Raw genomic sequence first — 12,424 nt, 5'->3', positions numbered from 1 at the left:
CAGGTCAGCCGCTTCCGCGGCGGCTCAGCACGATCCCCCCGACCACGATCACCCCGCCGACGGGCGCGTTCCATCCGATTCGCTCACTCAAGAGCGTGGCCCCCAGCAGGACACCGATCACCGGGGTCAGATAGGTGACCGAGGACGCAGCGGTGGCACCCCACCCGTTGATGATGTCGGTGTTCCAGACGTACGCCACGCCGGTCCCGAGCACTCCCAACGCCAGCATGCTCAACACCACTGCCGGCGTCGCCACCATCCGGTGATGGTCCACGGTCGCCACCACCGCAGTCAGCAGCACCGCCCCCACCCCCACCTGAATCCCGGCGACCGCCAGCGCGGGCAGCCCCATCGGGGTGACGTACTTGCGCATGTAGACGAACCCGATCCCGTAGCTCAGCGTGGCGCCCAAACAGGCGAATTGAGCAAGCACCGGTCCCCCGTGACCGATCAACTGCCAGGGCGCCAGCACCACGCACACACCCAGGAATCCGATCGCCAACCCGAGCGACTGGATCCGGCCGGGCCGCTCGGCGCGCAGGGCGATGAGTGTCACCGCAGTGGTCATCAGCGGGGTCGTCGCGTTGTAGATACTCGCCAGCCCGGAGTCGATGGTCTGCTCGGCCCAGGGGTACAGCACGAACGGTATGACGCACAGCGTCAGCGAGACGACAGCGATATGCCACCACACTCTAAACTCGCGCGGCAGCGAAACCCGCAGCAGCACAATGAGAGACACGAGCGTCAGGGCACCGAAATCAAGACGCGCCGCCGCTACCTGTAGCGCCGACAACCCCTGCAACCCGACCTTGATGAACAGAAAACTTGCGCCCCACACGATGGCGAGAACCGCAAACTGCAGGGGAAGCCATCGGCTACGGACCGGGGCGCTGGTCGCGGTGTCCACGCACCGATTCCACAGCACGACCACCATCCGGCGCTAGCGGTTTTCCGCCATCTAGACGCCGGTACTGGACCCCGGGCGCACGATCATCAGCACGGTGATCATCGCCCACAACAGGTTGAAGACCCCCGTGGACATCGCCAGTCGCGAAAACACCCGCGTATCGACCAATTCGCCGTCGCCCAACGCGGCCAATACCCACCGCTGCCGTGGCAGCACACCCAACACCAGCAGCGCCGCCGCCACCACGGTGAGCGCCAGCGATGCGATCAACCACGGGCTGCCGAGCACACCCATTACATTGGCCAACGTCAGACCGAACAGGGGCACAGCAATCCCCACGACCGCGTACACCTGGCAGACCCGATGCAATGTGCGCAGGCTGCCCAGCTCGCCGTCGGCGGCGCCTGCCCGTCGCGCGAACGCTGGAAACATGCTCGCCGCCACGGCGATTGGTCCGATCGCGAGAATCACGGCCAGCACGTGGATCGAGAGCAGCACCTTGGTCACGAGCCGACGTTATCGGGCCCACCGAAACGCCGACAGCCTGCCGCTGGCCATATTTCGACGACTTTTGGCCGCATCGGGCCCAATATTGGGCAGGATGTACCGATGGGCCGTCGAATACTGATGTATTTCACTGTGTTCGGGATCGCGATGTGGTTCTTCGGAAACCTGTACGAGGCCATCGTGATCGGGCCCAACATCGCTGGCGACTCCAAGGAGCAACTAAAAGCCTTCCAGCAGTTCACCGAGGTGACAAACCCGGTGTACTACTACATCCCACTCACCCAGATCGCCACGATCACCCTGATCGTCTGGTTTGTGCGCACCCCACGCAAGGCACCCGAGAAGCTCTCGCTGCTGATGGCCTGCATCGTCGAGATCGCGGCCGTCGCCCTCTCCGGCTACGTCATCGTCAAGCTCAATATGACGCTGTTCTTCGGCTCCCTCGGAGAAACCCCCAGCGAGCTGCATCAGCTTGCCCTCCAATGGAACCTCCTAAATCTCATTCGAGTGGGGCTCACCGCCGTTGCCCTGCTGTTCGCAATGAGGGCCCTGCGGCTCATCTGGCAGTCCTCCGGTCGACACCCTGTCGCTACCGTGTGAGACTTCCTCCTGTTCCGGACGTCTCGATGAGGAGATCGCATGCCCAACAGCCCGAAAACGGTGGTCATCACCGGCGCGAACGCCGGAATCGGCCTGGCCACGGCACACCGGCTGGCCGCCGACGGGCACAGCATCGTGATGGCATGCCGCAATCAGGAGAAGGCCCAGGACGCGCGAGATCAGATCCTGGCCGCCACCCCGGGCGCACAGCTCGACATCATGTCGCTAGATCTGTCCTCCTTCGAACACATCCGACGTTTCGCCGGTGAACTGGCCGCGCAGCATCCCCAGGTCGATGCGTTGGTCAACAATGCGGGTGCCTCACCGGTACGACAGTCGAAAACCGAGGACGGCTTCGAACTCCAGTGGGGCGCCAACTATCTGGGCCCCTTTCTGCTCACACACCTCATCCTGCCCCAGCTCCTGGCGGCCAACACCGGAGATTCCCGGATCATCCACCTCGCTTCGGTCGCCCACAATCTCGGCAGAATCAACGAAAAGACTTGGCGGGGACGCCGTTTCTATTGGGCGATGCCGCCCTACGCGCAGTCCAAGATGGGCAATCTGATGTTCAATTACGCGTTGGCGCGCCGCCTCCCAGACGGGGTGAGCACGCATGCCGTCCATCCCGGTGGGGTGGCCTCCGATATCTATCGCGAGATACCGCAACCCGTGCGCGGCCTGATTCTCAAAGCCATGATCCCCGTCGAACGGCCCGCGGAGCTCATCGCCGAAATCGCTACCGCTCCCGAGCACAAGGACCGTTCCGGTCAATACCTCACTGCACAGAAGCCGAACCCGGTACGCAAATATGCGAGAAACGCAGCGGCACAAGATGGCCTGTACGCCAAGAGCTGCGCGCTCGTCGGCGCAGAGCCACTCCCTGCACGCAGCTAGGGCCCCCTGGGCTGTAGCGGCGGACGTCGGACTACATATGTTGTGGCCAAAAGCATTTGGGTTCAACATGCCGGCTCTTCAACGGTTAGCGTAGGGGATGCAGCTGACGCCGGAGGGGTGTGATGTGTGGATCACTGTCGCTCGAACGGCGTTGATCGCCTACCTAGTCGTGAGCGCAGGAGTCCTGATTTTCCTGTGCGTCAGGCGTTCGAGAGCACAGCGCGACACCCCAGAAGCACGACGCGATCTGAATCTGTCGTCCCAGCCATTCCTGCCCGAATTGAGGGACGAATCGTCACCGCTGGTCGCGGAATTGGTCTACGCCCCGCCAACGGAAGCCGATGCTTGGCGCGGACAACTCCGGCCGAAATCTCACCGCCTCATCGAGTGAGGCTCACCGCCATCACGCTGCTGTGCGCGTTGCGCGCCCTGGCAAGCCTCCAGTCGACACCCGGCCGCCACCGTGTGAGACTTCCCCCTGTTCCGGACGTCTCGACGAGGAGATCACATGCCCAGCACCCCGAAAACGGTGGTCATCACCGGCGCGAACGCCGGGATCGGCCTGGCCACGGCACACCGGCTGGCCGTCGACGGGCACAACATCGTGATGGCCTGCCGCAACCTGCAGAAGGCCCAAGCCGCGCGAGACCAGATCCTGGCCGCGATACCAGGTGCCCAGCTCGACATCATGTCGCTGGACCTGTCCTCCTTCGAGCACATCCGACGTTTCGCCGACGAACTAGCCGCGCAGCATCCCAAGATCGATGCGCTGATCAACAACGCAGGCGCCTCACCAATGCGGCAATCGAAAACCGAAGACGGTTTCGAACTCCAGTGGGGCGCCAACTATCTCGGCCCGTTCCTGCTGACACATCTCCTGCTTCCACAGCTGCAAGCTGCCCGAGCTGGCGACGCCCGTGTCATCCACCTGGCCTCCGTCGCCCACAGCGTGGGCAGGATCAACGAAAATACCTGGCGGGGAAGACGTTTCTACTTCACCTTCTCAGCGTATGCGCAGTCGAAAATGGGAAACCTCATGTTCAGCAATGCGCTTGCCCGCCGCCTCCCCGACGGGGTCACATCGAACGCACTGCATCCAGGCAACGTGAGATCCGATATCTGGCGTGAGATACCGCGGCCTGTCCGGTCCCTGGTGATGCTGGCGCTGATCACCCCGGAACGGCCAAGTCAGCTGATCGCCGATATGGCGATGTCAGAGGAACACCACGGGCGCAATGGGGACTATCTGGCCGCACAAACGCCAAGCCCGGTTCGGCGCTGCACGAGAAATCAAGCGGCACAAGATGACCTCTACGCCAAGAGCTGCGAACTCGTCGGCATCGCTCCGCTCCCAGTGCGCGCCTGAGAAGCCGACGCGGCGGTCAGAACACCTTGGGGCTGTAGTGGTGCGGGCTGTCGCGCAGTTCCACGGGCGGCAGGTAGCGAGCCGAGGTCTGCGGCAATGGCGCATCAGCGGGTAGCCGCCCGGTCGCCCTGTCCCATCCGGCACGCGCACGCGGGTGCTTACGCCACCGAAACGGAACGAGCCGGAAGATCACGCTGTTCACCCGGCCGAGCCGCTCCAGCCGCCGCTCGTCACGCTCGGTCCACATGTACCCCAGTCGTTTTCGCACCGGTTCGTCGAACATACCCACCATCACCCATTCCGAGAAACGCGTGAAAACAGGAAGCGTGAACCGCCACATCCAATCCGGCATCAACGGCACAAACGGCGGCTTCGGCAACTGCGCAAAGTCCAGCAGGTCGCGCGTTGCCTTGTTGTCCTCCAACACATTCGCGCACATGTGATCCCAGTACTCCTGGAATTCCTCCCAGGTCTTGGGCACCGGCCGCATGCTCATCCCGTACATCCGGTACCAGACGATGTGCTCATCGAAGAGCTGACGCCTCTGCTCCTCGGTGAGACCACCCCCGAATCGGTCTACCGACAGGATCAGCGCCTTGAAGAAGGTGGCGTGCGCCCAATAAAAGACGTCGGGATCCAGGGCGCTGTAGCGACGGCCCTGACTGTCCACGCCCTTGATGCCGACGTGATAGTTGCGCACCTCGGCGCCGGTGACCGGTGCGCGATCTCCGTCGAACACCACACCGGTGATGGGATACAGCGAACGGAAGAGCCGTTCCCAACGCTCACGCAGGAAGGTGGAGTGCTCCTCGACGGCGGCGCCAAGTTTTGGGTGCATGTTCTGCATCGCGGTGGCATACGAGCCCATGGGCATTCCCGACCAGTCCGCGATGAGCTTCCAGGTCAGCGAGTCCGGCCCCAGGGGCGTGACCATCGATCGATCCGGACCATGGGTGACCGGACACCCGGCCGTCAGAGCACCGGTTTCGGCAGCACCGTCATTGACCATGGCTGGCTCACCCCACTTAGCCGGTTCCAAAAACTGAATTTGGATTCAGTTATGCACCTACACTACGAGCCCACTTGTGGTGACGTCAAGCACCAGAAGCGACGGGGTTCAGGAAACCTTGGGGTTGTAGTGCCTGGGACTGCCCCACGTGTCCAGCGGCGGCAGATTGCGATCCGGGGTCTGCGGCAGCGGCGCGTTGACGGGAACGCGTCCGGTGGCGCGATCCCATCCGGCGCGCGCCCTGGGGTGGCGCCGTTTTCGTTCTGGCACGAGCTTGAAGAGCACGTTGACGCCCTGCCCAAACTTGCGATGCAGCCATGCGTCGCGCGCGGACCATGTGTATCCGTAGCGGGCTCGAACGGCCGGGTGATACAGCCCCACGGTCAGCCACACGAACATCGGCGCCACCATACGTCGCTGGAAGCTCCACACGCGCTCAGGAATCCACGGCGCGAAGGGCGGTACCGCAAGGGAGGTCAGGTCCAGCACATCGCGCGCGGCCTTCTGATCCTCTAAGACGTTGGTGCACATGTGATCCCAGTACTCCTGGAATTCCTCCCAGGTCTTAGGCACGGGCCGCATGCTCATCCCGTACATCCGATACCAAGTGATGTGTTCGTCGAACAGTTGGCGCTTCTCGGCCTCACCGATACCGCCACTAAGCCAGTCCGCCACCACGATCGTTCCCATAAAGAAGGTGGCATGAGCCCAATAGAAGACATCGGGATTGAGGGCGCTGTACCGGCGTCCCTGGTCATCGACGCCCTTGATGTCGATGTGGTAGTCGCGCACCTCCGCACCCGTCATCGGGGCCCGATCACCGTCGAACACCACACCGCCGATCGGGTACAGCGAGCGCAGGAGCCGTTGCCAACGTTCCCGAAAGAACAGCGAATGCTGCTCCACCGCGGCACCCAACTGCGGATGCATGTTCTGCATGGATCCGGCGTACGGGCCCTGCAAGACCCCGCGCCAATCGCCAAAGTACTTCCACGTCAACGATTCCGGACCAAGCGGCACAGGCGTCGACGGGCTCGCTCCGTGACTCACCGGACATCCCGTCGCGAACGCGGCGGGTTCCGTTGCGGCGACCTCCGACATATCGTTGACCATTTCAGAACGCTCCGTTGCAGTTCGACGTACACTGACAATCAACGTTGTCAGTTTCACCATCAGATTAGGAGGCCCGTGGCGAACGGTCAAGGCCAGCGACGCAGCTGGGCGGGAATATCACCGGCCGAGCGCGCCGATGAGCGGCGCCGCGAGCTCATGGCAGCAGGCGTGCGGCTACTGGGGCTGAGCCCCCGGCCGGCCGTCACCGTCCGCGCGGTGTGCCGATCCGCCGCCATGACCGAGCGGTACTTCTACGAGAACTTCTCGGACCGGGACACCTTCGTCCGGGCCGTATACGACCACGTGGGCTTTCGCGCGATCGAGGCACTCAGCGGCGCGCGCTCCCCACACGAAGGTGTCGACGCCTTTGTCCGACTCATGGTCGACGAACCCACCATGGGGCGAGTTCTGCTGATAGCGCCAACATTTGAGCCGATACTCGCGGAGTCCGGGTACGACTGGCTGCCGCGATTCGTGGCGCTACTGCAAGGAAAACTCAGCACCAATCTGACCGACGAGGTGCAACAACAGCTGGTGGCCACGAGTCTGGTTGGCGCGCTGACAAGCCTTTTCCGGGCATATCTGAATGAGGACTTACAGATAGATCGGCAGCGATTCGTGGACTACTGCGTGCAGATCATGCTCCAAGGCGCCAGCTCGACGACATCATCGACTGTTACGTCGACGCAGCCTTCGCCTTCTCCTCAGCAGCCTTCTTAGCGGCGGCAACCTCGGCCTTGTAGCAGCGCAGGGTCACGTGCACCATCTTGCCGCGATCGTCCTGCCCCTTCTTGACGGTGAACGCTTCCTGATGGGAGACGAGGCAATTGTCGAGCGACACCTGATCACCGGAACGTCCCGCGACCACTACGGAGTAGCCCTCGCCCTTCAGGGTCGACGACGCATCGGCATAAAGCTGTCCGGTGGTGTCGCTGGGGCCACCCGCATGGGCCAGACCGGCCGCCGCCAAGGAGAAACCCGCGCCCGCGACGGCGACAGCCGCCACCTTGACTACCGACTTCACTGGATACACCTCCGCTGTGGGTTGCCAAGCATCATACTGCCGGTGCGGCGGTCCCGCAGGTCGAGCGAGACAACTACTTATCCGCAGGTCGGAATGCCTGCGGAGCGGTGAATGTGCGGCAGTTTCCATCCACTTGTGTGCAACCGGCGTTTACAGATATATTGACTGCAACTTCCAGATACAGATAACTCTGTCGAAACTTGAGGGACGCGTCCATGCCGCAGAAGGAATTCACCGACCTCGAGCTCATGCATGAGCTCGAGCCCGTGGTCGAGGAGAACGTCAACCGCCACCTCGGTGTCACCAAGGACTGGAACCCCCACGACTACGTCCCGTGGTCGGACGGCAAGAACTACAAGGCGCTCGGCGGCCAGGACTGGGATCCCGAGCAGTCCAAGCTGTCCGAGCTCGCCAAGGTCGCCATGATCACCAACCTGCTGACCGAGGACAACCTGCCCTCGTATCACCGCGAGATCGCCATGAACTTCAGCATGGACGGCCCGTGGGGCACCTGGGTGAACCGGTGGACCGCCGAGGAGAACCGGCATGGCATCGCTATCCGCGACTATCTGGTGGTTACCCGCGCAGTCGACCCCTTCGAGCTGGAAAAGCTGCGCATCGAGCAGATGACCCGCGGCTTCTCCCCCGGCCAGAACCGCCAAGGCGGGCAACAGGTGTTCGCGCAGTACATGCTCGATTCCGTCGCCTACGTGACGTTCCAGGAGCTGGCCACCCGGGTGTCGCACCGCAACACCGGCCGCGCGTGCGCCGAGCCCATCGCCGACGAGCTGCTCAAGCGGATCTCCACCGACGAGAACCTGCACATGATCTTCTACCGCAACATGGTCGAGGCCAGCCTTGAGATCGCCCCGGACCAGGCCATGCGATCCATCCATCGGGTGCTCGACAACTTCAAGATGCCGGGCTACACCATCCCCGGGTTCCGTCGCAGCGCCGTCATCATCGCCACCGGCGGCGTGTACGACCCGGAGTCGCATCTGGCCGAGGTCGTGATGCCCGTGCTGCGCAAGTGGCGTATTTTCGAGCGCACCGATCTCAGCGGCGAGGGCGAGGCACTCCGCGAGGACATCGCCCGCATCGTCGACGACCTCAAGAAGACCTCCGCGGACTTCGAGGAAGTCAAGGCCAAATACCTGGAGCGTCAGGCCAAGCGCGCCGAGCGCAACGCCGCGAAGGCCGCCAGGGAAGCGGTCAGCGTCTAACCGAATGACGCCGTGACGACATCCTTTGATCTTCCAAAGGCCCGATCTCGCGAGCTGCGGATCGGGTCTTTGGCATTGCCTAGCCCCGTCGTGTTGGCACCGATGGCCGGTGTCACCAACGTGGCATTCCGGACGCTGTGCCGCGAGCTGGAGCTGGCCACCACCGGCACCGTCAGCGGACTGTACGTCTGCGAAATGGTGACCGCGCGGGCGCTCGCCGAACGCCACCCCACCACGCTGCACATGACGACGTTCTCTCCCGACGAGTCACCGCGCTCGCTGCAGCTGTACTCGGTCGACCCCGAAACCACGTACCGGGCCGCCAAGTTGGTGGTCGACGAGAATCTCGCCGACCACATCGACATGAACTTCGGCTGCCCGGTCCCGAAGGTCACCCGCAACGGTGGGGGCGCCGCCCTGCCCTACAAACGGCGCCTCTTCGGGCAGATCGTCGCGGCAGCGGTGCGGGCCACCGAAGGCACCGATATTCCAGTCACGGTCAAGTTCCGCGTCGGCATCGATGATGATCACCACACCCATCTGGATGCCGGTGCCATCGCCGAGTCGGAGGGTGCCGCGGCCGTCGCACTGCATGCCCGCACCGCCTCACAGCGCTACTCGGGCACCGCCGACTGGAGCCAGATCGCCGCGCTCAAGAATCACGTGACCACCATTCCCGTGCTTGGAAACGGCGATATCTTCGACGCCACCGATGCGGTCGCGATGATGGAACAGACGGGGTGCGACGGCGTCGTCATCGGCCGCGGATGCCTCGGAAGACCCTGGTTGTTCGCGGAACTGAGCGCCGTGTTCGGTAATGAGCCCATCCCGGAGCCGCCAAATCTCGGACAGGTAACGGACATCATGCGACGTCACGCGTTGTTGCTCGTCGATCATTTTGGCGAGGACAAGGCGTTGCGCGATATGCGCAAGCACATCGCCTGGTATCTGCACGGTTTCCCGGCCGGCGGCGATATCCGGCGCGCGCTCGCACTCGTGTGCACCCGCGCCGAGCTGGACACCCTGCTCGATCAGCTAGATCACACGGCTCCCTTCCCGGAGGGCGGAAACGGGCCGCGAGGGCGTCAGGGGTCACCTGCGAAGGTGTCGCTGCCGGAAGGCTGGCTCAATGACCCCGACGATTGCACGGTTCCGTTAGCAGCCGATGTCATGCACTCTGGTGGGTGACTTCCGGTCACATATAGGTCACTTGGCATGGTGATCTGCGGCACTGCTCAGTAGCATGTGACGACGACCGTGCCGCGGGCACGGCGTTATGTGCTGCCGGTGTGCCGTGTACTTGCAACTGTCCAGACGTTTGAGCGAGGTTGAATATGGGTGATGGCCCTAACGCCACTCCTGCCCAACCGCGCGCATATCGCGCGGCCCCATGGGAACGCGCAGTAGAACCCGTTGGCAGTCATCCTGACATCGAGGTGGCGCCGGAACTGTCCAACACACCGTGGACACCGCCACCGGCGCTGAACAGCTCGCTGCCCGATCCCACCGATGACGAGTGGACCCGTCGGTTCGAGATCGAACAATCGATGCGCGAGGCCCCGCCAGAGCCGCCGCAGGCAGCGCGGGGTGTGCCGCAGGCAGCGCGGGGTGTGCCGCAGGCAGCGCCTCGACGCGCTCCGAGGCCGCCCGCACGACCGGCACCTAAGCCGGCACCAGAACCGCCGGTTCCGTCGGCGCACGAGACCGGCTCACACTCACTGTCGGTGGCCGACCTACTGGCCCGCGAGGGCGCCGCTGGTGGTCGCCGATCGCGTCGGCACGCCGTCAGCGAGCCCGAAGAACCCGCAGAGGCCGTCTATCCCGCGCACGGGGAAATCGCCAGCGCGACAGAAACAGATAGTCACACCGACGTCCTACCCCAGATACGTGATGACGCGCCCGAGCTCGGTGGGCCCCGCGAGGAGTACCCGGCCCCGCTGGACTATCCGGACGACGCACCCCTGTATGACAAGGCCGCCGCGCGTCGCATCCGGGCATCGAATCTGGACGACAACATCGACACCCGCGCCATCCCGGTCCGGATAGGCAATCCGGAGTCCGTCGTCCAGGAACCCGAGCCCAAACGCTCACGCAGGCCCATCTACGTCGGGCGGTCCATTGCCGCTGTCGTCGCGGTGTGCTCGCTCGCCCTCACCGGTGGGGCGTGGCAGTGGAGCAACGTCAAGAACAACCGGCTCAATCGCGTCGAGGCGCTGGACCCCAACTCCCACGACATCCGGGATCCCAACGCGCAGTACGGCGACGAGAACTTCCTCATCATCGGCGTCGACACCCGCTCGGGTGCCAACAGTGCGATGGGCGCCGGTGATACCGAGGACGCCGGCGGCACCCGTTCGGACACCATCATGCTCGTCAACATCCCGGCCAACCGTAAGCGCGTAGCGGTCGTATCCTTCCCTCGCGACCTAGCGATCCAGCCGACACTCTGCGAGGTCTGGAACGAGGACACCCGGTCGTACGGACCCGATAAGGCGTACACGGAAACAAAACTCAACTCGGCCTTCGCATTTGGTGGACCCAAGTGCCTTGTCAAGGTCATCCAGAAGATGTCGGGTCTGAACATCAACCGCTTCCTCGGGGTGGACTTCGCCGGCTTCTCCAAGATGGTCGACGCGCTCGGCGGAGTCGAGGTGTGCACGCCCACCCCCATCGAGGACTACGAGCTGGGCACCGTGCTGCAAAACGCTGGGCGCCAAACGATTGACGGACACACGGCCCTGCAGTACGTGCGGGCTCGGCAGGTCACCACCGAGTACAACGGTGACTACGGACGCATCAAGCGTCAACAGCTGTTCTTGTCCTCTCTGCTGCGCTCGATGATTTCGCACAACACGTTCTTCTCGCTGAGCAAGCTCAATAACGTAGTGAACACGTTCATCGACGACTCCTATGTCGACAACATCAGGACGAAAGACCTTGTGGACCTTGGGCAGTCGCTTCAAGATGTGAAGGCCGGCCGGATCACCTTCCTGACGGTGCCAACCGATGGCACCGATTCCGAAGGCAACGAGACCCCGCGCACCACCGATATCCGAAAGATCTTCGACGCCATCATCAATGACGATCCGTTGCCCGGCGAGCTGCAGCCCGACGGCACCCGCGTCCCGATGCCCGGCACCACCACGCAGGACACCACCTTGGCGTCCAGCGAGCACGGAGCCGCGACCGAACTCGGCGAAACATCCACGGCGACACCAACTCCCGAAAGCGCTCCGGCCACTCCGACCGAGCAAGTTGATCTGGTCACCACCGAGCCCAGCGAGATCAATGTGCACGTGTCGAATAGCACGGGCCAGACCGGACTTGCGGCATCGGCGGCCAGCCAGCTGACGCGGTACGGATTCGGCATTACCACCACCGACGATTACCCGTCGGCTCTGCCCACCACCACGGTCTTCTTCTCGCCGGGACACGAGCAGCAGGCGGCGACGGTTGCTGCCTCCTTCGGCGGCGCCAAGCTTCAGCGGATCAACGGCGCACAGTCCACCGTGCGGGTGGTTCTCGGTGGCGACTACGGATCCGCGGCGGTCTTGCAGGCACCGCCGACTGCCGGATCCTCCGTGCCGTTGCAGCTATCGGCGGGCGCAATGGCTCCCGCGGAGCTTCCGATGGACCTGACGGTCGTGAACGCCGGCGACGCTACCTGCGGATAGTCGACCGAAATAGACAGACTGAACATTTTCGTACACGGAGTTCGTAGTGGCATTCATCCGCCGTTCACGCCAGGGCCATGACTCGACGACAGCTGGTCCGTAGT

Annotated in this window: 12 protein-coding genes; 7 read left to right on the top strand and 5 right to left on the bottom strand. The window is 63.6% G+C overall.

Annotated features, from left to right (window positions below; all coding sequences use genetic code 11):
• Positions 1–4: 4 nt before the first annotated feature.
• Together FZI91_RS22370 and FZI91_RS22365 are read right to left on the bottom strand one after the other, a co-directional pair.
• The gene (locus FZI91_RS22370; RefSeq protein ID WP_162525525.1) at positions 5–907 is read right to left on the bottom strand and encodes a DMT family transporter; all 903 of its coding nucleotides are present in this window, start codon (positions 905–907) and stop codon (positions 5–7) included.
• A gap of 51 nt (positions 908–958) precedes the next feature.
• Positions 959–1,414 carry a DUF2269 family protein gene (locus FZI91_RS22365; protein WP_162525524.1) on the bottom strand — a complete coding sequence of 152 codons (456 nt, stop codon included), beginning with the start codon at positions 1,412–1,414 and terminating at the stop codon, positions 959–961.
• Between the two features lie 102 nt (positions 1,415–1,516).
• Here FZI91_RS22365 and FZI91_RS22360 point away from each other — a divergent pair, with 102 nt between their 5' ends.
• The 3 genes from FZI91_RS22360 to FZI91_RS22350 all read left to right on the top strand — a co-directional run bounded on the left by FZI91_RS22360 (position 1,517) and on the right by FZI91_RS22350 (position 4,277).
• Positions 1,517–2,014 carry a DUF1772 domain-containing protein gene (locus tag FZI91_RS22360; RefSeq protein WP_155941300.1) on the top strand — a complete coding sequence of 166 codons (498 nt, stop codon included), beginning with the start codon at positions 1,517–1,519 and terminating at the stop codon, positions 2,012–2,014.
• 39 nt (positions 2,015–2,053) lie between these two features.
• On the top strand, positions 2,054–2,911 hold the full coding sequence (locus tag FZI91_RS22355; protein ID WP_155941299.1) for an SDR family NAD(P)-dependent oxidoreductase: 858 nt from the start codon (positions 2,054–2,056) through the stop codon (positions 2,909–2,911).
• A 508-nt stretch (positions 2,912–3,419) separates the two neighbouring features.
• The gene (locus FZI91_RS22350; RefSeq protein WP_155941298.1) at positions 3,420–4,277 is read left to right on the top strand and encodes an SDR family NAD(P)-dependent oxidoreductase; all 858 of its coding nucleotides are present in this window, start codon (positions 3,420–3,422) and stop codon (positions 4,275–4,277) included.
• A gap of 16 nt (positions 4,278–4,293) precedes the next feature.
• Here the strand turns inward: FZI91_RS22350 and FZI91_RS22345 are convergent, their stop codons facing one another.
• Both FZI91_RS22345 and FZI91_RS22340 read right to left on the bottom strand, forming a co-directional pair.
• Positions 4,294–5,286 carry an oxygenase MpaB family protein gene (locus FZI91_RS22345; RefSeq protein WP_155941297.1) on the bottom strand — a complete coding sequence of 331 codons (993 nt, stop codon included), beginning with the start codon at positions 5,284–5,286 and terminating at the stop codon, positions 4,294–4,296.
• A gap of 108 nt (positions 5,287–5,394) precedes the next feature.
• Positions 5,395–6,399, bottom strand: a complete 1,005-nt coding sequence (locus FZI91_RS22340; RefSeq protein ID WP_155941296.1) for an oxygenase MpaB family protein — start codon at positions 6,397–6,399, stop codon at positions 5,395–5,397.
• Positions 6,400–6,474: 75 nt separating this feature from the next.
• Here FZI91_RS22340 and FZI91_RS22335 point away from each other — a divergent pair, with 75 nt between their 5' ends.
• Positions 6,475–7,119 (top strand): TetR/AcrR family transcriptional regulator, encoded by a 645-nt coding sequence (locus tag FZI91_RS22335; RefSeq protein ID WP_162525523.1) that lies wholly within the window; start codon positions 6,475–6,477, stop codon positions 7,117–7,119.
• Here FZI91_RS22335 and FZI91_RS22330 read toward each other — a convergent pair.
• Positions 7,076–7,423 (bottom strand): hypothetical protein, encoded by a 348-nt coding sequence (locus tag FZI91_RS22330; RefSeq protein ID WP_162525522.1) that lies wholly within the window; start codon positions 7,421–7,423, stop codon positions 7,076–7,078. The genes FZI91_RS22335 and FZI91_RS22330 overlap by 44 nt on opposite strands.
• Positions 7,424–7,638: 215 nt before the next feature.
• Between FZI91_RS22330 and FZI91_RS22325 the strand changes: the two genes are divergently transcribed.
• From FZI91_RS22325 to FZI91_RS22315, 3 genes are all read left to right on the top strand, one after another.
• A complete protein-coding gene (locus tag FZI91_RS22325) occupies positions 7,639–8,646 on the top strand; it encodes an acyl-ACP desaturase (RefSeq protein ID WP_155941295.1) in 1,008 nt (335 codons plus the stop codon).
• Between the two features lie 12 nt (positions 8,647–8,658).
• Positions 8,659–9,834 carry a tRNA dihydrouridine synthase DusB gene (gene dusB / locus FZI91_RS22320; protein ID WP_309224048.1) on the top strand — a complete coding sequence of 392 codons (1,176 nt, stop codon included), beginning with the start codon at positions 8,659–8,661 and terminating at the stop codon, positions 9,832–9,834.
• Between the two features lie 422 nt (positions 9,835–10,256).
• Positions 10,257–12,320 (top strand): LCP family protein, encoded by a 2,064-nt coding sequence (locus tag FZI91_RS22315; protein ID WP_375234336.1) that lies wholly within the window; start codon positions 10,257–10,259, stop codon positions 12,318–12,320.
• Positions 12,321–12,424 lie beyond the last annotated feature (104 nt).

Origin of the sequence: Mycobacteroides sp. CBMA 271, from assembly GCF_009729205.1 — a bacterium.
Lineage (GTDB): Bacteria > Actinomycetota > Actinomycetes > Mycobacteriales > Mycobacteriaceae > Mycobacterium.
The sequence above is the reverse complement of the archived record's forward strand: the minus strand, read 5'-3'. Positions and strand labels throughout refer to the sequence as shown.